21 protein-coding genes are annotated in these 21,218 nt (G+C 60.5%); 7 read left to right on the top strand and 14 right to left on the bottom strand.

Annotation, left to right across the window (positions count from 1 at the left end):
• Positions 1-48: 48 nt before the first annotated feature.
• Entirely contained in the window at positions 49-1,029 is a 981-nt protein-coding gene (locus LKE65_RS10940; protein ID WP_278741349.1) for a bile acid:sodium symporter family protein, read from the bottom strand.
• A gap of 65 nt (positions 1,030-1,094) precedes the next feature.
• On the opposite strand from LKE65_RS10940, the gene LKE65_RS10945 reads away from it, so the two are divergent.
• On the top strand, positions 1,095-2,021 hold the full coding sequence (locus LKE65_RS10945) for a hypothetical protein (RefSeq protein WP_278741350.1): 927 nt from the start codon (positions 1,095-1,097) through the stop codon (positions 2,019-2,021).
• Positions 2,022-2,086: 65 nt separating this feature from the next.
• Here the strand turns inward: LKE65_RS10945 and mfd are convergent, their stop codons facing one another.
• Both mfd and LKE65_RS10955 read right to left on the bottom strand, forming a co-directional pair.
• On the bottom strand, positions 2,087-5,563 hold the full coding sequence (gene mfd / locus LKE65_RS10950) for a transcription-repair coupling factor (protein ID WP_278741351.1): 3,477 nt from the start codon (positions 5,561-5,563) through the stop codon (positions 2,087-2,089).
• 50 nt (positions 5,564-5,613) lie between these two features.
• Positions 5,614-5,943: an FAD assembly factor SdhE gene (locus tag LKE65_RS10955; RefSeq protein ID WP_278741353.1), complete on the bottom strand. Its 330-nt coding sequence runs from the start codon at positions 5,941-5,943 to the stop codon at positions 5,614-5,616.
• Between the two features lie 68 nt (positions 5,944-6,011).
• On the opposite strand from LKE65_RS10955, the gene recG reads away from it, so the two are divergent.
• On the top strand, positions 6,012-8,159 hold the full coding sequence (gene recG / locus LKE65_RS10960; protein ID WP_278741354.1) for an ATP-dependent DNA helicase RecG: 2,148 nt from the start codon (positions 6,012-6,014) through the stop codon (positions 8,157-8,159).
• Between the two features lie 42 nt (positions 8,160-8,201).
• Here recG and LKE65_RS10965 read toward each other — a convergent pair whose 3' ends face one another.
• From LKE65_RS10965 to LKE65_RS10985, 5 genes are all read right to left on the bottom strand, one after another.
• The gene (locus LKE65_RS10965) at positions 8,202-8,810 is read right to left on the bottom strand and encodes a thiamine phosphate synthase (RefSeq protein WP_278741355.1); all 609 of its coding nucleotides are present in this window, start codon (positions 8,808-8,810) and stop codon (positions 8,202-8,204) included.
• The gene (locus tag LKE65_RS10970; protein ID WP_165924968.1) at positions 8,807-9,583 is read right to left on the bottom strand and encodes a thiazole synthase; all 777 of its coding nucleotides are present in this window, start codon (positions 9,581-9,583) and stop codon (positions 8,807-8,809) included. Before LKE65_RS10970 ends, LKE65_RS10965 begins: the two co-directional genes overlap by 4 nt.
• Positions 9,584-9,588: 5 nt before the next feature.
• Positions 9,589-9,786: a sulfur carrier protein ThiS gene (gene thiS / locus LKE65_RS10975; RefSeq protein ID WP_086645874.1), complete on the bottom strand. Its 198-nt coding sequence runs from the start codon at positions 9,784-9,786 to the stop codon at positions 9,589-9,591.
• A 20-nt stretch (positions 9,787-9,806) separates the two neighbouring features.
• Complete coding sequence (thiO, locus tag LKE65_RS10980; RefSeq protein WP_086645873.1) at positions 9,807-10,775, bottom strand: glycine oxidase ThiO; 969 nt, start codon at positions 10,773-10,775, stop codon at positions 9,807-9,809.
• Positions 10,776-10,881: 106 nt separating this feature from the next.
• Positions 10,882-11,358 carry a DUF3429 domain-containing protein gene (locus LKE65_RS10985; RefSeq protein ID WP_278741358.1) on the bottom strand — a complete coding sequence of 159 codons (477 nt, stop codon included), beginning with the start codon at positions 11,356-11,358 and terminating at the stop codon, positions 10,882-10,884.
• A gap of 180 nt (positions 11,359-11,538) precedes the next feature.
• Here LKE65_RS10985 and eno point away from each other — a divergent pair, with 180 nt between their 5' ends.
• Together eno and LKE65_RS10995 are read left to right on the top strand one after the other, a co-directional pair.
• Positions 11,539-12,819, top strand: a complete 1,281-nt coding sequence (gene eno, locus LKE65_RS10990) for a phosphopyruvate hydratase (protein WP_086645871.1) — start codon at positions 11,539-11,541, stop codon at positions 12,817-12,819.
• 177 nt (positions 12,820-12,996) lie between these two features.
• On the top strand, positions 12,997-13,326 hold the full coding sequence (locus LKE65_RS10995) for an FtsB family cell division protein (RefSeq protein ID WP_086645870.1): 330 nt from the start codon (positions 12,997-12,999) through the stop codon (positions 13,324-13,326).
• A 112-nt stretch (positions 13,327-13,438) separates the two neighbouring features.
• Here the strand turns inward: LKE65_RS10995 and rpmG are convergent, their stop codons facing one another.
• Positions 13,439-13,606: a 50S ribosomal protein L33 gene (gene rpmG, locus LKE65_RS11000; protein WP_003623017.1), complete on the bottom strand. Its 168-nt coding sequence runs from the start codon at positions 13,604-13,606 to the stop codon at positions 13,439-13,441.
• Between the two features lie 69 nt (positions 13,607-13,675).
• Between rpmG and LKE65_RS11005 the strand changes: the two genes are divergently transcribed.
• Together LKE65_RS11005 and lexA are read left to right on the top strand one after the other, a co-directional pair.
• A complete protein-coding gene (locus tag LKE65_RS11005; RefSeq protein ID WP_278741359.1) occupies positions 13,676-14,947 on the top strand; it encodes a molybdopterin molybdotransferase MoeA in 1,272 nt (423 codons plus the stop codon).
• Positions 14,948-15,032: 85 nt separating this feature from the next.
• Positions 15,033-15,686: a transcriptional repressor LexA gene (gene lexA / locus LKE65_RS11010; RefSeq protein WP_095348904.1), complete on the top strand. Its 654-nt coding sequence runs from the start codon at positions 15,033-15,035 to the stop codon at positions 15,684-15,686.
• Between the two features lie 69 nt (positions 15,687-15,755).
• On the opposite strand, the gene bioD is transcribed toward lexA, so the two are convergent.
• Genes bioD through LKE65_RS11025 form a run of 3 tightly spaced genes read right to left on the bottom strand, consistent with a single transcriptional unit; the run spans position 15,756 to position 19,056 of the window.
• Entirely contained in the window at positions 15,756-17,156 is a 1,401-nt protein-coding gene (gene bioD / locus LKE65_RS11015) for a dethiobiotin synthase (protein WP_278741360.1), read from the bottom strand.
• Positions 17,153-17,845, bottom strand: a complete 693-nt coding sequence (locus tag LKE65_RS11020; protein WP_278741362.1) for an alpha/beta fold hydrolase — start codon at positions 17,843-17,845, stop codon at positions 17,153-17,155. The genes bioD and LKE65_RS11020 overlap by 4 nt, the downstream gene beginning before the upstream one ends.
• Entirely contained in the window at positions 17,842-19,056 is a 1,215-nt protein-coding gene (locus LKE65_RS11025) for an aminotransferase class I/II-fold pyridoxal phosphate-dependent enzyme (protein WP_278741363.1), read from the bottom strand. Before LKE65_RS11025 ends, LKE65_RS11020 begins: the two co-directional genes overlap by 4 nt.
• A 58-nt stretch (positions 19,057-19,114) precedes the next feature.
• Here LKE65_RS11025 and LKE65_RS11030 point away from each other — a divergent pair, with 58 nt between their 5' ends.
• Entirely contained in the window at positions 19,115-20,386 is a 1,272-nt protein-coding gene (locus tag LKE65_RS11030) for an adenosylmethionine--8-amino-7-oxononanoate transaminase (protein ID WP_278741364.1), read from the top strand.
• Positions 20,387-20,420: 34 nt separating this feature from the next.
• Here LKE65_RS11030 and LKE65_RS11035 read toward each other — a convergent pair whose 3' ends face one another.
• Together LKE65_RS11035 and moaD are read right to left on the bottom strand one after the other, a co-directional pair.
• Entirely contained in the window at positions 20,421-20,885 is a 465-nt protein-coding gene (locus tag LKE65_RS11035) for a molybdenum cofactor biosynthesis protein MoaE (protein WP_278741366.1), read from the bottom strand.
• Between the two features lie 7 nt (positions 20,886-20,892).
• Positions 20,893-21,156: a molybdopterin converting factor subunit 1 gene (gene moaD, locus LKE65_RS11040; protein WP_165924975.1), complete on the bottom strand. Its 264-nt coding sequence runs from the start codon at positions 21,154-21,156 to the stop codon at positions 20,893-20,895.
• Positions 21,157-21,218 lie beyond the last annotated feature (62 nt).

Here is a 21,218-nt window from a genome sequence, read left to right on the forward strand (position 1 = left end):
CTTGCTCTCCTCTTGCATAATATCAACAAATGCGCCCTCGCCAGACTGCTACGCTGGCGTTGTGGATGCATGATCGTGCTCCTGACTGAGCCGGGCAAACCTGCGGGCCAGCACGGCACAGACAAAAAGCTGAATCTGGTGATACAGCATGAGCGGCAGAACAATAACCCCCACGGAGGCAGGCGGGAACAGAACGTTGGCCATGGGCACACCAGATGCCAACGTTTTTTTGGAGCCGCAGAACACCACGGCAATTTCGTCCTTCAGGGGCAGGCCAATCAGGCGGCCACCAAAAATGGTCAGGCCCAACACGCTGAACAGCAGAACTGAATCCGCAATGGCAATCATACCCAGCTCGGCCATGGGCAGGCGGTGCCATAGCCCTTGCATGACCGCATCACTAAAAGCCGCGTAAACAACGACCAGAACCGAACCCCGGTCGGAAAAAGACAGTATTTTCTTGTTCCGGTGCGCCCATGCCCCAAGCCATGGCTGCAACACCTGCCCCAGAACAAACGGGAGCAGCAGCTGGTAAACAATATCCAGCGGGTTACCTGTGGCCTGACCGTGCTGGCTCAGCACCAGCCCCACCAGCACGGGGGTAATAAAAATACCAAACACGTTGGACGCCGTGGCCGCACACACGGCGGCAGGCACGTTACCCCCGGCAATGGAGGTAAACGCAATGGAGGACTGTACCGTGGACGGCAGGCAGCACAGGAACAGCACACCCATCCATATATCCGGCTGCAACAGACCGGGGAACAGGGCATGTGCCGCCAGCCCCAAAAGCGGAAACAGGATAAACGTGCAGCTCAGGATAAGCAGGTGCAGCTTCCATGCCACCATACCATCCAGCACGGCCTTGCGTGACAGGCGCGCACCCTGCAAAAAAAACATGAGCGCAATCAGCCCGACAGACAGCCAGTGAAAAACCGGCACCGCGGCCCCATGGCACGGCACAAGCGTTGCCAGCAGAACAGAGGCCAGCAGCCCCAGCAAAAAGGGGTCAATTTTCAAAAAGCGCACGGTTGGGGCTCTTCCATGATAATCTTGTTGCCTGCAATTTTTACTTACGGCACCTTCATGATGAAATGAAGCAGAACTCTCCTTTTTCCCTCCATCTTCTCGGGGTCGTGAGTCTTTGCACCATCGCCACCGCAGAAACCGCCCTAGCCGCCCCTCCCACCGCATGCGCAACCGTAAGCGCCAGCGCGGAGGAAGACACACCCAAAGGCCTGATTTACCATGACCTGAGCGTACGCGCCCCCAGTGGCACAACCAGCCTGCATGTTAAAAAACTGGTCTTTACCGGTCAGGCATCCAGCCCGGAGGCCACGCAGGATCTGGCGCAGGCAGCATCCCTGCTGCTGGTTTCCGCCATGACCGGGCACCACAATGCAGCCTGCACCCAGTGGCTTATGGAACAGGGCAGACTGGTGACCAGCAGCCTCCAGTCCGGCGGGCATTATGACCTGACATGGAACAACGCCACGGTTGAACAGGGTGCAGCACACGTCAACGCCACAATGGCGCACTACCAGATTCAGGGTGCCGCCACCCCGCGGACCAGTGCAGCAACCCTGAGCATGAGCGGGTTATCCTTCCACAACGTGCTTAACCAGCAACTGCTGCCTACTGAGGCCCATGCGGCGTTTGCGCTCCCCACATCGGAACTGCCGGCACTTATGAGCGCCATAGGCGGGCGGAGTACCGCAGCCCCCGCCGTGCATGCCACCATAAGCAGCTTTGAAGCATCCGAAGGCACGGTCAAGCTACAGGGGCATGGTCAAGCCACGCTAACAGGGGATGTTGCAGCCACATCCGCCTCCGGACATCTGGAAATTTCCAATCTGGAGGAACTGATAGAAAAAGCCCGCGCTGCACATCAGATGAAACTGGCCGCAGGCCTTGTGCTGGGCAGGCTGGTCAGCCACCGCGCGGGCGAGCAGAATACGTGGGACACCACATGGGAAGGTGGCGTTCTTACAGTTAACGGTTTTCCCCTCCCCATCAAATAACCACATCCTCCGCATGGGCTATTCCGTGCGGAGGGCACTGGGCACTCAACTGGTGGGGTGTTCCGTCAGGCCATTTCACGCTCACACAGATTGGCAAGTTCACGCAGCACCTTACGGGCTAGGTCAATCCGCTGCACGTTGGTCAATTCCCGCACAACAGCCATTTTATGGTCTGGCCGCAGGCGGACCACCCCATCTTTCCAGCGGCCCATCCACTGCACAAGGCCACCGGGGTTGGCAAAGCTGTTGTTGCGGAACTGGAGCACCATACCCTTGGGGCCTGCCTCCACCCGCTCCACACCCGCCTGCCTGCAAAGTCTTTTAAGATCAACAATATCGAGCAGGTTTTTAACTTCCTCGGGAACCGTACCAAAACGGTCCACCAGTTCCGCCTCCATAGCCTCCAGCTCAGCATCAGACGCCAGAGCACTGATTCTACGGTAAAGTCCCAGACGCACTGGCAGGTCAGGCACATATGCATCGGGGATAAGAACGGGCAGCCCCATAACAATATTGGGGGTCCAGTCCCGGTCGTTTTCCGTACTCCGCCCCTTGTCGCTACGCAGGTCGGCTACGGCGTCTTCCAGCATCTGCTGGTACAACTCAATGCCCACCTCACGCACATGGCCGGACTGCTGGTCCCCCAGCAGGTTGCCCGCACCACGCAGGTCCAGATCGTGCGAGGCCAGCGTAAAGCCAGCGCCCAGTGTGTCGAGCGTCTGCATGACCTCGAGCCGCTTTTCCGCCGAAGCGGACAATGTGTGTGTCTGCGGCCATGTGAGGTACGCGTAGCCACGCTGCTTGCCACGCCCCACACGCCCACGGAGCTGGTAAAGCTGGCCAAGGCCGAACATATCGGCCCGGTGGATGATCAACGTGTTAACCGCAGGCATATCCAGCCCGCTTTCCACAATATTGGTGGAGAGCAGGATGTCGTATTGCCCATCGGAGAACTCGGTCATCACCCGTTCCAGCTCCGTGGGAGACAGGCGGCCGTGGGCCTGTACCAGCCGGGCATCGGGCACAATGCTGCTCAGGCGTTCGGCCAACTGGTCCAGGTCTTCAATTCTGGGGGCTACGCAAAAAATCTGCCCGCCGCGGAAACGCTCACGCTGTATGGCCTCGCGGATTACCACGCTGTCAAACGGCATAATGAAGGTCCGCACGGCAAGGCGGTCCGTAGGCGGCGTTGCAATAAGGCTCATCTCCCGCACACCGGAGAGCGAGAGCTGGAGTGTGCGGGGCAAAGGTGTGGCGGAAAGGGTGAGCACATGCACATCCTCGCGCAGGGCCTTCAGCTTTTCCTTATGCGAGACGCCAAAATGCTGCTCTTCATCAATAATCAGCAGTTCAAGGGCTGCGAACTTGATTGTCTTGGCCAGCAGGGCATGGGTGCCGATCACCACATTCACGCTACCATCGGCCAGCCCTTTGCGGACCTCCGTGGCTTCCTTGCCTGTTACCATGCGTGAAAGCTGGGCCACCTTGATGGGGAATCCCTCAAAGCGCGCGGCAAAGGTACGGTAGTGCTGGCGGGCCAGCAGGGTGGTGGGCACAACCACGGCCACCTGCCCGCCGGACATGGCGGCAACAAACGCAGCCCGCAGGGCAACCTCGGTTTTGCCAAAGCCCACATCCCCACACACCAGCCGGTCCATGGGCCGGCCGGAGGACATATCCTCCAGCACATCTGTAATGGCGCGGGACTGGTCCTCTGTTTCCACAAAGGGGAAGCGGGCACAGAACTCGTCCCACATTCCTTCGGGCGGGAGCAGTTCAGGCGCCTCCTTAAGCGCGCGGGCCGCTGCGGTGCGAATAAGCTCACCCGCCATATCGCGGATGCGGCTTTTCATTTGCGATTTACGGTTCTGCCAAGCGACCCCGCCCAGACGGTCGAGCGATACCCCGGCCTGATCCGAGCCAAAACGGCTGAGCAGTTCAATATTTTCTACCGGCAGGTAGAGCTTTTCCCCACCATCGTACAACAGACGCAGGCAGTCATGCGGGGCCACGCCTACGCTCACTGTTTCCAGCCCGTCATACCGGCCTATGCCGTAGTCCTGATGAACAATCAGATCCCCCGCAGACAGTTCACTGGCCTCGGCAATCAGTTCATCCGCGCGGCGGCGGCGGCGTGGTGGGCGGCCTATGCGCTCGCCCAGCAGATCCTGCTCGGACACAAACGCCACATCCTCGGCCACAAAACCACGTTCCAACCCAAGGGTCAGCAGCCCTACGGGACCAGCCTTGGCCTTGCTCGCCTGCTCCCATGTCTCAAACGTATCTGTTGCCACACCGTGTTCGCGCAGCAGCACGCCAATCCGCTCGCGCGAGCCTTTGCTCCATGCGGCCACATAGGTCCGGCGTTTAACCTGCGCCCATTCCCGCACCTGCTCGCCCAGCAGGGTAAACACCTGCTCGCGCTGCGCACCCGGCACAATCTTGGAGAACATCTTGCCCGGTCTGCCACCCACATCCATGCCCGCCGCGCCATCGGGCTGCGCATAGGGGCTGAATGCCACGGCAGGCAGGCGGGCAATGGAGGCTTCCCACCCTTTAAGGTCCATGTACAGCAGGTGTGGTGGTAACGGGCGGTAAGGTGTTTCCCCCTCCCGCACAGGCATTTTGCGGGCCTGATAATGGTCGGCAATCATATCCAGCCGGGCGGCCAGAACGTCTTCCACCTGATAGTCGAGTGAGAGTGCAGCGCCGGGCAGGTAATCGAACAGGGTTTCCATCTGCTCATGGAACAGAGGCAGCCAATGTTCGATTCCGGGGTAACGCCGTCCGTCGGAAATATGTTCGTACAGGGGGTCGGACGCCGCGGCGGGGCCAAACGCATCCCGCCAGCCGGTGCGGAACAGGGAAATACTGGCCGCATCGAGCGAAAATTCGGATACCGGGCAGAGCACCAACCCGTCCCGCTTATCGGTCGAGCGCTGGGTGCCGGGGTCAAAGGCGCGGATGTTCTCCACCTCATCCCCAAACAGATCAAGGCGTACAGGCTCGGGCGCACCTGCGGGGTACAGGTCAAAAATACCGCCGCGTGTTGCAAATTCCCCTGCCTCCATCACCGTATCGGTGCGGGTGTAGCCATTGGCGATCAGCAGTTCGATCAGCAGGGACTGGTCAAGGCTTTCCCCCGTGCGGATAGTGAGGGACTGCCCCTTAAAGGTCTTGCGCGGAGCCACGCGCTGGATTGCGCCGTTAACCGTGGTCAGCACAAGGCGCGGCTTCCCCCCCGAGGGTTCGAGCAGGCGGGTCAGTGTGGCCACCCGTTCGGCCACGATTGTCGGGTTGGGCGAAACCCGGTCGTATGGCAGGCAGTCCCATGCGGGAAAACGCAGCACGTCCACATCGGCCGCAACAAAAGCCAGCGTTTCGGCCAGCCGCGCCATGGAGGCATCGTTGCGGGCTATGTGCAGCAAAGGCCCCTTATGCTCACGCGCGCGCCGGGCAAGCAAAAGGGCATCGTACCCCTCCGGCACGCCCCAAATAGTGGCAATCCGACGGTCTGGTGCTGCACCTGTGTCTGCTGTCATAGGCCCTATTTCTCTTGTTCTGCCTGCTCTTCCCTTACGGAAAGAAAATTTTATTTTCCGCACCTTGCGCGGCATGCCTCAACCATGCGCCGCAACATGGGGGTTGCTTTTTCCTCCGGCAAGGGCAGACGGCCAAACAGCCAGTCGGTCAGGTCGGGGTCGGGCATTTCGAGTATGGATTCCATATCCGCCAGTTCTGCGGCGTTCAGGCTATCCGCTGTATCCTCCACAAAGCCACCGATCAGGATATCGGTCTCAAACGTGCCGCGATGGTTGGCACGGAACTTGAGCCGCCGACGGCGGGCCGCCAGAGGTTCTTCCTCCCCGGCAGATGCATTGGAGGGAAGCGTGTGCGAAGACGTTGTAAAATTGTGTTGCATGGCGTTGCTGTCCTATACCGGGGCTGTTCCTGTCTGTCAGCCTGCAAACAGAGGCCTGTATACCGTCCGTGTCCAGCCCCCCATCCTTCACATCCGCTTCGGTTCCGCAATGGGCAAACGTGCCTGCCCTGCAGGCCCTGACTGCCCCGCTCGATAGCCTGAGCGGCGTTAATGTCGCCCGCTCGCGGCTTTTGGCCAGAATTGCCGGTGGGTCCAGGGTCACGGACCTGCTGTTCTGCCTGCCCGAAAGTGTAACGGACAGGCGGCTGCGCCCATCTGTGGCACAACTCAGGGCTGACACAATTGCAACAGTTTGCGGCACGGTGCAGGACCTGCGCGCCCCTGCCCCGCGCACCCGCCAGCCGTGGCGGGCCACGCTCTCGGACGGGACCGGGCTGCTGGAAATTGCTTTTTTCTCCCCATGGCAGGCCAAACAGGCCACCACCGGAGCGGAGATTGCCGTATCGGGCAAAATCGAACGGTTTGGTGAGCGGCTGTGCATGACCTCACCCGACTACCTGCTTCCCGCCCGCCAGATTGAGCGCATTCCCCTGCTGGACCCGGTCTGGCCGCTGACTGCGGGCCTGTTTGCCGGGCAGGTCCGCCAAGCCATGACCACAGCGCTGGCCCTGCTCCCCCCGGACCTGCCCGAATGGCATGCCCCAGCCCTGATCGCACAAAAAAACTGGCCCGATTTTGTCACTGCACTCACATGGATGCACAGGCCAGACAGTATTCCCGACAGCCACACAGGCACCAACTGGCAGGCAGAACGCTCCCGCGCACAGACCCGTCTGGCCTGTGACGAACTGCTGGCCGACCAGCTTGCCATGCGCATTGCCCAGCAGGCCACCCGCAGCCGCCCAGGCCGTAGCATGCAGGGTAATGGGCACCTGCAACAACAGGCTCTTGCCGCCTTCGGGCACCCGCTCACACACGGGCAGGCGCATGTGCTGCGCCAGATAGAGGCCGATATGGCCGCCCCCCACCGCATGAGCAGGCTCCTGCAAGGTGATGTGGGGGCCGGCAAAACACTGGTTGCCCTGCTGGCCATGCTCCGGGCTGTGGAGGCTGGCGCACAGGCCGCCATTATGGCCCCGACCGAAATTCTGGCCCGCCAGCATGCTGCAACTTTTACGCGCCTGTCCCCCGTGCCGGTTGCGTTTTTATGCAGTTCGGTCAAAGGCAAGGCCCGCAAGCAGGCTCTGGCAGATATGGCGGATGGCACTGCCAAGCTGGTGGTCGGCACCCATGCACTGGTGCAGGAGAGCGTAAAATTTGCAGACCTCGGGCTGGCCGTAGTGGATGAGCAGCACCGCTTTGGCGTGGACCAGCGCCTGACACTGGTAGAAAAAGGCCACAAGGCGGATATGCTGGTCATGACCGCAACCCCCATACCGCGCACCCTGCTGCTCACCCAGTTTGGGGATATGCAGGTCAGCCGTCTGGAGGGCAAACCATCTGGCCGCAAGCCTATCCGCACCTCCCTGCACAGCCTGAACACCATGGACGATGTGCTTGACGGCATTAGCCGCGCCCTTGATGCCGGGGCGCAGATATTCTGGGTCTGCCCGCTTGTGTCCGAGAGCGAAGCGCTCGACATTGCGGCAGCCGAAGCCCGGCAGGCCGCTCTGATCGACCGGTTTGGTGATCTGGTGGGCATCGCCCACGGGCGGCAGGACACAAACACACGCGAACAGGCCTTGCAGGATTTTGCCAATGGCCGCACCCGTATTCTGGTCGCCACAACCGTAATCGAAGTCGGGGTGGATGTGCCCAGTGCAACCATCATGGTCATTGAGCATGCTGAACGCTTTGGCCTTGCCCAGCTCCACCAGTTGCGCGGGCGCGTGGGCCGGGGGGCCAAGGCCTCTTACTGCCTGATGCTGCATGATGCCGGGCTGGGGCAGACAGCCCGCCGCAGGCTGGCCTGCCTGCGCGAGACGGAAGATGGCTTCTTGATCGCGGATGAGGACTTTCGCCTACGTGGCGGGGGGGAAGCGACCGGCCGCAGGCAGTCGGGCCTACCCGAATACCGCATGGCCCCGGAAATTCTGGTTGACCTGCTGCTCGACACCGCCCACGCCGAAGCCCAGCGTATTCTGCCCGACACAGGGGCCAGACCAACCGGCACCTACCGGCTCCGGGCCTCGGCCCGTGTGCTGCTGACCCTTTTTGGCAAGGCGGATGCCTCCCGCATTTTTAGCGGCGGTTAAGGCGCACCCACCGCGCGGGCAAGCGGTGCACCACCGCTGGCATCACACGCCTGTGGTGGCCTCCAGCCATGCCCGGACCTGCCCTTCCGGGTCCGCGTGCTGGGTAAAGGCGGATACGGCCGAAACGCAATCCGCCCCGGCGGCAAGGCACAACGGCGCACGCTCAAGCGTTATGCCGCCAATGGCAACCAATGGCATGGTGCCGATACGCTGCTTCCACTCACGCAGTTTATCCACACCTTGCGGGCCAAACGCCATTTTTTTGAGCCGGGTTTCCCATATCGGCCCCAGCGCCACATAATCGGGGGTCAGGCCCAGAGCACGCTCCAGTTCCTCCGGGCAATGCGTGCTTATGCCCACGCGCAGCCCCGCTTTGCGAATAGCCGGCATGTCTGCCGTATCCAGATCTTCCTGCCCCAGATGGATGTAGGAAATCCCCTCCTCCAGCGCGAGTTGCCAAAAGTCGTTCAGCACCAGACAAACGTCATGCTCTGCCGCATATGTGCGCGCCAGACGCACCTGTGCGCGCAGTTCCTCCTCCGGCAGGTCCTTGAGCCGTAGCTGAATAAAACGCGCACCCGCAGCGCCAAGGCGCTTGACCCACTGGGCGTGATCCACAACCGGGTAGAACTTCTGTGGTAGTGCGCTCATCCCAAAAATGCCTTTCCTGCAACGGGGGTGGATGGGGCAGCCATATCGCGCGCTTCCATCGGGTCGGCCATACGTGCCAGCATACCGGCCTGCACAGCCAGCCCAAAAGCCTGCGCCATGCGCACGGGGTCCCCCGCCTTGGCTACGGCGGTGTTGATCAGCACGGCATCATACCCCAGTTCCAACGCCTGAGCGGCGTGGGAGGGCACACCAATACCTGCATCCACCACCAGCGGCACGGAGGGAAAATGTGCCCGCATGGCCCGCAGGCCAAACAGGTTGTTCAGCCCCTTGCCCGAGCCTATGGGCGCCCCCCACGGCATAAGCACCTCACACCCTGCGGCTAGCAGACGCTCGGCCACCACAAGGTCTTCCGTGGTGTAGGGGAAAACCTTAAACCCTTCCTCGTTCAAAATCCGTGCGGCCTCCACCAGCCCGAACACGTCGGGCTGGAGTGTATCGGCCTCACCGATCACCTCAAGCTTGATCCAGTCCGTGCCAAACACCTCGCGCGCCATATGCGCGGTTGTTACGGCCTCCTTGACCGTGTGGCACCCCGCCGTATTGGGCAGAACGGGCACACCCAGCTCATGCACCAAAGACCAGAACGCCTGCCCGGCCCGCTCCCCCGCGGACTCACGGCGCAGGGATACGGTCAACACCCCCGGACGCGCGGCCAGAACGGCATCGCGCAGGATTTCAGGGGATGGGTACTGCGCTGTGCCCAGCATAAGGGCGGAGGAGAGTGCCTGCCCGTAAAATAATGCCGTCATGCTTTTTATCCCCCCTGCATGGGGGCGACAATTTCCACCCGCGCACCGGCTGCGAGTGCTGCACGCTCGCGCTCGGTTTTTGGCACAAACTGCCCATTCAGCGCGGTGGCAATCCGCGCACCGGCGTATCCCAGCTCATCAATCAGCCCTGCCAGGGTTGTGGCGGACACGTCCTGTGCCTCGTCATTGACGGTTATTTTCATCGGGCATTACTCCTTGGGGTTTAGGACCCAAAAACCAGATCTGCGGCCTCCCGTGCCCGAGCGGGGGAGAGCAGAAAACCATGACGGTACATGCCATTAACATAAATATGCTGTCCCTGCCGCACCACACGGGGCATGTTATCGGGGTAGGATGGGCGCAGGCCTGTTCCCATTTCCAGAATTTCCGCTTCGGCAAAGCCGGGGTGCAGGGTCCATGCGGAATTGAGCAGCTCCATCATGGAGCGTACGGTCATGCCGCCTGCATTCTCACTTTCCACCATGGTCGCACCGACCATGAACACATGGTTATCACGCGGCACGATGTAAACCGGAATACGCGGGTGCAACATGCGTACGGGCCGGTGCAGAATAACATCCGGGCAATGGAGCAGCAGCATTTCGCCACGAACACCGCGCAGGTGGTCGAGCTGATCCCTTACCCTCAGACCCGTGCAGTCCACCACCCAGTCAAACCCGGCCTCATCCGGGGCTGGCTCGGGAGCCACCAGAACCTGCCCTCCCATCTGCTCCAGCGCATGGGCCAGTGCAGGCAGAGCCTTGCGTGGGTCCACATGCCCTTCATCCGCAAAAAACAGGCCTTTTTGAAAACGCCCGGCAAGGTCCGGCTCCAGCCGTGCAATATCGGCCTCACCCACGGTTTCGTAGTGCGAGGTACGTCGCCCGAAGCGGGCCAGTTCCCCCACATCACGCGCGGGGGCCAGAACCAGACTGCCCTGCCGCACAACACCGGGAACATGGGTTGCCCACCAGTCCACCGAATCGACCGACTGGGCAGTAACTTCCGCCGGGGCCGATTCCGCCTCGCACCATGGGGCCAGCATGCCGCCCGCCATCCACGATGCACCAGCCCCGACCCGCTCCGCGCAGTCATACAGGGTTACAACCCCGCCACGCTCCGCGAGTGTTACGGCGGCGGTCAGCCCCGCCACACCAGCACCTTTTACCAGAATGCGCGGTTTGCCGTTCATAAGCCCTGCTTTCCACTTCCTGACTGATATGCGCGCCTTAATGCGATACCTGCGTGTTATAACATACCCGGCGTAACTTTTAGCGCACCGGTCCAGCGTCTGCCATTCACAAAAAACGAACCAGCAGCACCATAAGCAGACAACACTCCGTAACCGCCGTTACAATCCAGCGCACACCCATATAACCCGGCGGCACCCAGCCGCGCCGCCATGCCGCGCGCTCAGCCACGGCAACAAGCGCGAATGCAACTATCAACACGGCAATCCCGGCCAATGGTTGCCACATAAACCCCGTGCAGGCTGCAACCCAGCCCAGCAGGGCGGGCACAACACCCACCAGCAGACGCACATGGTCCGTGCGTGCGGCAGATGCCACAATAATGGTGCGTTCCATCTCCAGCGCCTGCCCCCAGTGCACTGCACCAATAAAGGAAAGGGAGATGGCCCCGTAAAACAGTTCGGCCATAAGCAGGTTGGGCACGGGAATGCGGGAATCGTAAAACACTATGGCGCATGTGCATAAGACATAGGGCACAACCCCTGCCAGCATCAGAACCACACCCAGAAACGGAAGCTTCTTCATAGGGGAACAGACACCCTTTTCTCTGTATTTTCTTGTTCTCAGTGTTGACAGAAAAGCCCAAGACGCTGCCACTAGCAACCGCGTGGAGGAAAAGCTCCATGCAGGTTGCGTCATAGATCAAGAATAAGAAACGACGGCACCGGCCCCAGCCAGTGCCACTGACAAGCAGGAACAAACACCATGAGCGCCATTGTTGACATTATCGCCCGTGAAATTCTGGATAGCCGTGGCAACCCCACCGTGGAAGTGGACGTGGAACTGGCATCCGGTGCCAAAGGCCGCGCGGCTGTTCCCTCTGGCGCGTCAACCGGCGCACATGAAGCCGTGGAACTGCGCGATGGTGATGCACGGCGCTATGGTGGCAAAGGCGTACTCCGCGCCATTGAAAACATTGAGAGCGAAATCCTGCCCACCTTACAGGGTGCAGAATCCTCTGACCAGATCGACATCGACAACGCCATGATTGATCTGGATGGCACACCCAACAAAAGCCGCATGGGGGCCAACGCCATTCTGGGTGTCTCACTCGCTGTGGCCAAGGCAACGGCGGCAGAGCAGGAAGTACCCCTGTACCGCTATGTTGGCGGGTCTTTTGCCCACATCCTGCCTGTTCCCATGATGAACATTGTCAACGGTGGCCAGCACGCGGACAACCCGATCGACATTCAGGAATTCATGATCCAGCCCGTGGGTGCGCCAACCGTTGCGGACGCCATTCGCTGGGGGTCTGAAATTTTTGCCCAGCTCAAAAAAGCGCTGAGCGCTGCGGGCCTGAACACCAATGTTGGTGATGAAGGTGGCTTTGCCCCGGCCCTTAAATCTGCTGATGAAGCACTGGGCTTTATTACCCGCGCCGTGGAAGCCGCAGGCTACCGCCCCGGGCAGGACGTAACCTTTGCACTGGACTGCGCAAGCACGGAATTCTTCAAAAACGGCCAGTACGTCATGGAAGGTGAAGGCAAGAGCCTCGATTCCGCAGGCATGGCCGCTTATCTGGAAGATCTGGTCAACCGCTACCCGATTGTTTCCATTGAAGACGGCATGGCCGAAGATGACTGGGAAGGCTGGGCACTGCTGACGCAGACACTGGGCAAAAAAGTGCAGCTCGTCGGCGATGACCTGTTTGTAACCAACCCCGAACGCCTCAGCCGCGGGATCAAGGCTGGCATTGCCAACTCCCTGCTGGTCAAGGTCAACCAGATTGGCACACTGACCGAAACCCTTCAGGCTGTGGAAATGGCCCACCGGGCGGGCTACACCGCCGTTATGAGCCACCGCTCGGGTGAGACGGAAGATTCCACCATTGCCGACCTGGCCGTTGCAACCAACTGCGGGCAGATCAAAACCGGCTCGCTCTCCCGCTCCGATCGGACTGCCAAATACAACCAGCTCATCCGTATTGAGCAGGAACTGGTTACAGCCGCCCAGTATGCAGGCCGTACGATCCTTAAAAACAGCTAAAAACTGTGCCGCGGGCAGCCTGTTCTGCCCCTGTGCCACGTCAGATCAGGCCGGTCCCTTTTGGGGCCGGCTTTTTTTGTATGCAACGCCCTTCCCCATCTGGCGTAACATGGGCTACAGATTACTCTGTATTCATGTCTCTTGGTAACCACGACTCTGGCAAGGAGCTGACCAAAAGTGCAGATTGGCCGTTTCTTTCGCCGCGTTGTACGCGCCGTGGTGCCACCTTTGGCGTTTTTAAGCATTGCCGGTTATTTTGGCTGGAACGCCACACAGGGCGATCACGGCATGCAGGCCTACCAGCAGCAGCTTGGCCTGCTTGAACAGGCCAAGCAGGCCCGTACAGATGCGCAGGCCGAACAGAACGCATGGAAGCGCCGCGTCAATGGCCTGCGTGAAAACACGCTGGATACAGATATTCTGGATGAACGCGCCCGTGCCATGCTGAACATGGCCAACCGCAATGATGTGGTTATCCCCTACGACCGGCGCGATCCGCTTTTTTAAGCCTACCCAACATATATCCAAGCCGGGTTAAGCGGGCGTGAGCCTGTATGCCCGCATAAAAAAACGGCGCTCGATGGCGCCGTTTTTTTATAAGATACCGATCTGGCCAGAATTACTTAATTTTGGCTTCACGGAATACGACGTGCTTGCGTGCAACCGGGTCGTACTTCTTCAGTTCCATTTTACCCGTGTGAGCGCGGGCATTTTTCTTGGTCACATAGAAGTAACCGGTGTCAGCCGTCGAGACGAGACGGATCTTGATGACGTTGGTCTTGGCCATGACTTCCTCAGCAGAACATATTTACAGAGCCGGTCCATACGGCTCCGGCGGTGTTCAAGTTGCGGCAAAATGCGCATACAAAGGCAAAAGGTCAAGCTTTCTTACATCAATATGGCGCCACGGACGCCAAAAGGAGACGAATTCATGCTGGATGTGGCAACCGCGCGGGCCAGAATTCTGGAAAATCTGCTGCCGTGCGGGCAGGAAACCGTCGCCCTGAGTGCTGCATGCGGCCGCATTCTGGCCCAGGACGTGCATGCACGCAGGGCCAACCCACCGGTCTGTGTGTCTGCAATGGACGGATACGCCGTAAGAGCGGCAGATACCCGGCCCGGCGCTGTATTGCAGATTATAGACGAGGCCCCCGCAGGCAGACCGTCTGCCCGCACCGTGGCTGCGGGTGAATGTATCCGGCTGTTTACGGGAAGCCAGATACCAGCCGGGGCAGATGCCATTATTATTCAGGAAAACACCCAGCGAGCAGGCCAGCAGATCACGCTAACGCAGGCTGCCAAGGCAGGGCAGTTTATTCGCCGGCAGGGGCAGGACTTTGCCCAAGGTGCCGTGCTGTTGAGCGCAGGCAGCAGACTCGGCCCGCGGGATATAGGTCTGGCAGCCGCCGGCGGGCTGGTCTGGCTACCAGTGTTCCGCCGCCCCCGTGTGGGGATTCTGGCTACGGGGGATGAAATTCTCCTGCCCGGTGACACTGCCCCGCCTGATGGTATTTTCAATTCCGCATCCTTCATGCTGGCAGCCCTGCTGGGGCAGAATGGGGCAGACTCCATTGTGCTGCCCGTTGCGCGTGACAACGCCACATCGCTCTCCAACGCATTTGCCCATACCCGTGATCTGGACATGCTGATCACCATTGGCGGCGCCAGTGTAGGTGCTTACGATCTGGTGCGCCCGACGCTGGAAAAAGCCGGGCTTGTCCAGAACTTCTGGAAAATTGCCATGCGTCCGGGCAAGCCGCTCATGTCTGGCACACTCCACGGCATGCCTGTGCTTGGCCTGCCCGGCAACCCCGTGGCAGCACTGGTTTGCAGTCTGGTGTTTGTGCTGCCAGCCCTGCACAAGCTTATGGGCATTACCGTGGCTAACACCATGCCAACCCAGACCGCACTCCTGGGTGCAGATGTGCCCGAAAATGACCAACGGCAGGATTTTTTGCGCGCCACACTCCAGACCACGCAGGAAGGCCAGCTTGTTGCCACCCCGTTTGGGCCGCAGGATTCTGCACAGCTGAACATTCTGTCCAAAAGTCAGGCGCTGATTATACGCCCTCCCCACGACCCCGCCCAAAAAGCAGGCAAAGCGTGCCAGATTATGCCCCTGCCCTGATTTTGATATTGACAAAAACAAGAACTTACATAGAACAAACCATAAGATTGATGTTCCATTACAAACAGACAGCTCGAGGTGCGACATGCTGACCCGAAAACAGCACAAGCTTCTTCTTTTTATTGATTCGCACCTCAAGCAGACCGGCTTTTCCCCCTCTTTTGACGAAATGCGTGAGGCCATGGGCCTGCGCTCCAAGTCCGGCATCCACCGCCTGATTTCGGGGCTGGAAGAACGCGGCTTTCTGCGCCGCCACCACCACCGTGCCCGCGCGCTGGAAGTCATCCAGCTCCCCGAAATGGAGGAGGAACTGCCAACCAACGTCATTCGTGGCAGTTTTACCCGGCAAAAGCAGGACCCGGTTAAAATCCCGCTTTATGGCCGCATTGCCGCCGGGCTGCCGATTGAAGCACTGGCAGATACGTCCAACTCCCTCTCCATCCCCGCGGACATGCTGGGGTCGGGGGATTATTACGCGCTGGAAGTCGCCGGGGATTCCATGATCGAAGCCGGGATTCTGGATGGCGATCAGGTCATTATCAAAAAATCGGATCAGGCCGAAAACGGGCAGATTATCGTTGCCCTGATTGACGGGCAGGAAGTCACACTCAAACGCCTGCGCCGCAAAGGCAACATGATCGCCCTTGAGCCCGCCAATGCCCGCTACGAAACCCGCATTGTTCCCGCTGAACGGCTGGTTATTCAGGGCCATCTGGCTGGTTTGATCCGCCAGTACTAAACACCAAAGGCCACGCCTGATTAGGACGTGGCCTTTGTGATTTTCCTGCCTGTAAACACTCACATGCCGTCAAGGCCTTGTGCAAACGGCCTCCCACGCCGGGAATGTGGCGGCCGCCTCTGCTACGGAAGCGGAGGACAGTGCAGGCATATGCCCCACTTCTGCCAGAATACGGACCTTGCCCAGTTGCGCAATGGTGCGGCTATTAGCCGGATTAGGCGGGCCATTCAGCACAACCCCCGCCACGGCTACGCCACGGCTACGCAATGCCTGTAGGCTAAGCAGTGTATGGTTGAGTGTGCCCAACCCGCTGCGGGCCACCAGCACAACCGGCAGCCCCCATATTGCGGCCAGGTCCAGCATCATCAATTCATCCGTTGCGGGAACCATCACCCCACCAGCACCTTCCACCACCAGCAGCCTGCCGTCCTCAACTTCCGGCAAGGCAAGCTGGGCGCGGCTTACATGCGCGCCCTCGGCCTCGGCTGCAGCCTGAGGGGAAAGCGAAGCCTGAAACGCCCCAGCGGGTGGCAAACACTCAGCCCCCTGCGCAAGATGGGCAACGGTGGTGGTATCTCCTGCCTCATCTGCCAGACCACTTTGCAGGGGTTTCCAGTATATGGCCTGCCAGCGCCGGACCAGACAGGCGGAAACAAGGGTTTTACCCACCCCCGTATCCGTACCCGTAACAAACACCCCCGCAACTAGCGGCTTGCGAAAACAGCCATAGGCCAGTTGCCACGTTATGGCGGCTCCGGAGTGGTCCAGCCTACGCGCAACCCGCCGGAGCGCTGCCCCCCCCATTGGTTTACGCCCGGCCTGTGGAACAGAAGCACCCGTTGCCTTGAGGTGCCTGACAAACTCCAGACCGGAGCCAAAAGCCTGCACACAGCTCTCGCTCTCCCACAGACCTGCGAACAGCCATGGCGTCCATGCCTGTATCTGCCCGGCCTGCGGGTAATGCGGTGTGGCGGGTTGCACACCTTCGCTCGCACAGGCGGCTTTCCACTCCGCGAATGTCCCGTCCAGCAGGGTAGAAACCGCCAGCACGCCACCCGGAGCCAAAAGCCCACCCAGCCGCTCCATTACCTGCTCAGGCTGCTCCAGCCACTGCATGACCAGATTACCGCAGACCACATCAAACGGGCCTTCAACCGTGGGGTTGGCAGCATCCATGAGTTTGAACTCTGTCCGCGGGATGGCGCGACATCTGGCGCGTTCGAGCATTTGCGGGGCAAAATCGGTTGCGACAATCTGTGCTTCCGGCCAGTTCCGGGCCAACAGTTCAGTCAGCAGGCCGGTGCCACACCCTATTTCCAGAATACGGGTGGGTTTTCTGCCGTCCAGCGCACGGACAAGCCGTGCGGCAAGGTTGTGGGCGGCAAGGCGTTGCAGCGTTGCGGCACCATCATACCCTTCGGCTCGGTCAAAACTGCGGCGTATCCGCTCCCTGTGCTGCGGGTCTGTCATTGTACGTCCTGTTCCATTGTTCTGCGCACAGCCTGTAGGAACGTCACACAGGCTGACACATCCGTTTGCGGGAGCAGGTGCCCGCCGTCCACCCACTGCACGGCTGCGCACCCGGCAAAACTCTGCTCCGTCATGGCGGGGGTGGCTACCGGGTCCTGCCGGGCAGCCAGAATACCGTATTGACCGGCCTTGGCTGCCAGTGCGGGCCGGGCATCGCCTGCCAGCAGCAGGTCCAGCCCGTCGCGCAGATTAGGTACACATGGCACCTTGCTGGAGCCAGATGCGCCACAAAGGTTGTAAAAATCGGCCAGAACCTTTTCCGGCGTGTTTGACAGTCCTTTGAGCATACGCTGCAAAACCCGGGCAGGCACGCCAGAGGCAAAGCTCCCCCGCGCAGCAAAGGCGGCAAAAGCGTTAATCCCCACCAACCGGTCTGTGGGGGAGAGCGCCATATGCTCGGCCAGCCACAAAAAACCCAGCGAGTGGCCAATCCCCAGCAATGCCTCCCCCGGCACCTGCACGGCCTGCAATAATTGCGCAGCAAGCATTGGGGATGCGGAAGTTGAACCTTCCAGAAAACCGAGGTCCAGAATCAGCGCATCCGTCCACCCCAGAGCATCCACCACCGGTGCCCAGAATTCCGGACCAAACCCCCAGCCATGCACAAATACGGGTTTAACCGGGCTCATGCGCCCAAGGCTCCATGCTCCTGCAAAATGCCATTTTGCGCCGCAGCACTGATAATGGCGGTAGCCAGAGCGTGCATCTGCTCCTGCGTATGGTGAGCGTGAAAAACAACCCGCAGGCGGCAGCCACCCGGTGGCACCGTTGGCGGGCGAATGGCAACCGCCAGAAAACCAGCCTGCTCAACAGCCTGCGCCAGTGCGAGCGCCGTTTGCTCCGCCCCCACCACAACGGGAACAATCTGGGTCGTGGAGGGGCCAACCTCCAGCCCTGCCTGCCCCATGCGCTGCCTGAACCCACAGGCAAGCTCCGCCACATGTGTGCGGGCCTCTTCCATATCGGGCAGAAGGTCCAGTGCGGCATCCACAGCCCCAAGCACCATGGCCGAAGGTGCCGTGGAATAAATAAAGCCAGAGGCCGTGTTATCCAGCCAACGGCACACAGCATCGGATGCCGCGACAAAAGCCCCCATTCCGCCCAGCGTCTTGCTGAAAGTTCCAACAACAAGGTCCGCCTGCCCATTGGCAAGCCCCTTGCCCTGCGTGCCCAGAATACCCGTGGCGTGGGCTTCATCCACACACAAAAAAGCATTGTGCCGCTGGGTTATGGCACGGAGCTGGGCCATGTCCGCCCGGTCCCCATCCATGCTGAAAACGCTCTCGGTCAGGACAATTTTCAGCCCAGCCCCTGCATCCTGCGCCAGAAGGGCATCCAGATGCGCCATATCGTTATGTCTGAAGCGTTTGGGCGTTACCCCTGCGGCAGCACACCCATGGTAGAGGCTGGCATGGATGAACTTGTCCGCCACAATAACGGCCCGCGCCCCCATAACCTGAGCAGAAAAACGGGCAAGAGCAGGCACCACGGATGCATTGGCCTGCCAGCCGGAGGAAAATATGCGGGCTGCTTCCATGCCTTTAAGCGTAGCCAGTCGCTGCTCCAGCGCCATGGTCTGGGGTGGAGTGCCCGTAACAAGGCGTGAAGCCCCGCTCCCGCTCCCTTCTGCCTGCCCCCATGCAATGGCCCGCTCAAGCAGGCGCGGGTGGGTGCGCAGACCCAGATAATCATTGGACGAAAAATCAACCAGAACAGCACCCGTATCGGGGCGCTGCAAAAGGCCGGGGCCTGCCGCATGCCATTGTTTGCAGGAGCGCATACGCCCCTGCTCCGCAAAACCGGCCAGCCCCTGCTGGAAAAGATTGTCAAACCGCGTCATGACATCTGTGGTGCCGGAGCCAGCCCTCCGGGTCAATCATCTACAGGAACACCACAGCATGTCCGCACCCGCCTCCATGCCCGACTGGTACCAGCAGGGCCTGCCCCATATCTGGCTTCCTTACAGCCAGATGCAAACAGCCTCCCCGCCTCTGGCGGCACGGAGCACGCAGGGCAGCCACATCACCCTGACCGATGGACGCGTGCTGGTGGATGGTGTTGCCGCATGGTGGACGGCCTGCCACGGCTATAACCACCCCCATATCCGCCAGGCTGTTACGGAGCAGCTCGGGACCATGCCCCATGTCATGTTTGGTGGCATGGTGCATGAACCCGCCTTGCGCCTTGCCAGCAGATTATGCGCGCTACTGCCCGGCGATCTGGAACGGGTGTTTTTTACCGATTCCGGCTCGGTCGCGGTGGAAGTCGCCATGAAAATGGCCATCCAGTACCGGCTAAACAGGGGCGAACGCCAGCGCACCCGATTACTGGCTTTTCGGGGCGGCTACCACGGGGACACACTGGCCACCATGGCCATATGCGACCCCGAGGAAGGCATGCACCACCTGTACGGCCCCGCACTGACCGAGCACGTTATAGCCCCCCTGCCAGTAGATGCCCCCAGCACACAGGCTTTTATAGCGCTCCTTGCACGCCATGCGCATGAACTGGCGGGGATTATCATGGAACCACTGGTGCAGGGGGCCGGGGGCATGCTGTTCCATGCGCCAGAAGTCCTGCGCACAGTCCGCCAGGCAGCGGACCGCTATGACGTACTGCTGATTTTGGACGAAATTTTTACAGGGTTTGGCCGCACCGGCACCCTGTTTGCCTGCGAGCAGGCCGGTATTACGCCAGACATCATCACCCTGTCCAAAGCCCTTACGGGCGGCACCATGGCCCTGGCCGCGACCGTTGCACGGCGGCATGTGTTTGAGGCGTTCCTGTCCGATAACCCCGAGCATGCCCTGATGCATGGCCCCACCTTTATGGCCAACCCGCTGGCCTGCGCCTGTGCCAATGCAGCTCTTGACCTGTTTGAAACAGAACCACGGCTGGAACAGGTTGCCACGATCAATGCGATCATGACCGAAGCACTGGAACCATGCCGCACGCTCCCCGGTGTGCGGGACGTGCGCACACTTGGTGCCATTGGCGTTGTGGAGCTGGAAACACTGGGCAACCCGGACAAGCTGCGCCAGAAGCTGATAGCACACGGCGCGTGGATACGGCCTTTCAGGAATATTGTGTACCTGACCCCGGCCTTTACCATAACCGAGGCAGACCTGCGGTTCCTGTGCCGCACAATCCATACCGTGCTGGCAGAATAAGCCCGGCTTATACGCCGGGCAGGAAGGGGCGCGCTCAGGCGGTCGGGTTATTCATCCATGCGCGGGCGGCCTCTTCATCCGTCTCGCGCGCATCGACCCAGATAGTGCGGCCATCGTCATATTCTTCGCGCTTCCAGAATGGTGCGCCGGTTTTTAGCCTGTCGATCAAAAAGGAGGTGGCCATAAGTGCCGCACCCCGGTGCGCAGCCCCGGCCCCGACAAAGACAATGCCCGCCCCTACCTCCAGCCGCCCCACGCGGTGGATTACGGTGCAGCCTGTCAGGTCAAACCGTGCCAGTGCTTCCTGCGCCAGCGCATGCAGGGTTGCTTCGGTCATGCCCGGATAGTGTTCAAGCGTCATGGCACGGAGTCCCTGCCCGCCACGCACCTGCCCGACGAACAGCCCCACCCCACCTGTAAGCGGAGAAAGCGCACTCAGGCGCTCAGTCTCCACCCCTACGTCAAATGGAGCAGCCTGCACCGCAACATGCACCACCATGGCCCGCTCAGCCCCCCGTCATGGGTGGGAAAAAGGCAACTTCATCCCCCGGCGTAACCAGTTGCTCAAATGTGCTGAGTGTTCTGTTCACGGCAACGCGCAGTTTGGGCTGGTCCGCCAATGCCTGCGCAATGGTGGGGTTTGCCCCTTCAATCTGGGTACGCAGGGCGGCAACCGTGACCCCGGATGCGGGTATGGTCACGCTCAGGCTTTCCTGACCGATCTGCTCACGCAGTGCTGCAAAAAACAAAACTGTTACCCGGTCTGCCATAATCCGCCTTACCAACCTTTTACCTTACCAGCAGGTCCTGTGCACCGCTTGCGCTGCGGAAC

This window comes from Acetobacter fabarum (assembly GCF_022483405.1).
GTDB lineage: Bacteria > Pseudomonadota > Alphaproteobacteria > Acetobacterales > Acetobacteraceae > Acetobacter > Acetobacter fabarum.

Coding starts and splice junctions, on each gene's coding strand:
- LKE65_RS10945 (WP_278741350.1), top strand. CDS start 1,095: ATGAAGCAGAACTCTCCTTTTTCCCTCCATCTTCTCGGGGTCGTGAGT.
- mfd (WP_278741351.1), bottom strand. CDS start 5,563: ATGACAGCAGACACAGGTGCAGCACCAGACCGTCGGATTGCCACTATT.
- LKE65_RS10955 (WP_278741353.1), bottom strand. CDS start 5,943: ATGCAACACAATTTTACAACGTCTTCGCACACGCTTCCCTCCAATGCA.
- LKE65_RS10965 (WP_278741355.1), bottom strand. CDS start 8,810: ATGAGCGCACTACCACAGAAGTTCTACCCGGTTGTGGATCACGCCCAG.
- LKE65_RS10970 (WP_165924968.1), bottom strand. CDS start 9,583: ATGACGGCATTATTTTACGGGCAGGCACTCTCCTCCGCCCTTATGCTG.
- thiS (WP_086645874.1), bottom strand. CDS start 9,786: ATGAAAATAACCGTCAATGACGAGGCACAGGACGTGTCCGCCACAACC.
- thiO (WP_086645873.1), bottom strand. CDS start 10,775: ATGAACGGCAAACCGCGCATTCTGGTAAAAGGTGCTGGTGTGGCGGGG.
- LKE65_RS10985 (WP_278741358.1), bottom strand. CDS start 11,358: ATGAAGAAGCTTCCGTTTCTGGGTGTGGTTCTGATGCTGGCAGGGGTT.
- eno (WP_086645871.1), top strand. CDS start 11,539: ATGAGCGCCATTGTTGACATTATCGCCCGTGAAATTCTGGATAGCCGT.
- rpmG (WP_003623017.1), bottom strand. CDS start 13,606: ATGGCCAAGACCAACGTCATCAAGATCCGTCTCGTCTCGACGGCTGAC.
- LKE65_RS11005 (WP_278741359.1), top strand. CDS start 13,676: ATGCGCATACAAAGGCAAAAGGTCAAGCTTTCTTACATCAATATGGCG.
- lexA (WP_095348904.1), top strand. CDS start 15,033: ATGCTGACCCGAAAACAGCACAAGCTTCTTCTTTTTATTGATTCGCAC.
- bioD (WP_278741360.1), bottom strand. CDS start 17,156: ATGACAGACCCGCAGCACAGGGAGCGGATACGCCGCAGTTTTGACCGA.
- LKE65_RS11020 (WP_278741362.1), bottom strand. CDS start 17,845: ATGAGCCCGGTTAAACCCGTATTTGTGCATGGCTGGGGGTTTGGTCCG.
- LKE65_RS11025 (WP_278741363.1), bottom strand. CDS start 19,056: ATGACGCGGTTTGACAATCTTTTCCAGCAGGGGCTGGCCGGTTTTGCG.
- LKE65_RS11030 (WP_278741364.1), top strand. CDS start 19,115: ATGTCCGCACCCGCCTCCATGCCCGACTGGTACCAGCAGGGCCTGCCC.
- LKE65_RS11035 (WP_278741366.1), bottom strand. CDS start 20,885: ATGGTGGTGCATGTTGCGGTGCAGGCTGCTCCATTTGACGTAGGGGTG.
- moaD (WP_165924975.1), bottom strand. CDS start 21,156: ATGGCAGACCGGGTAACAGTTTTGTTTTTTGCAGCACTGCGTGAGCAG.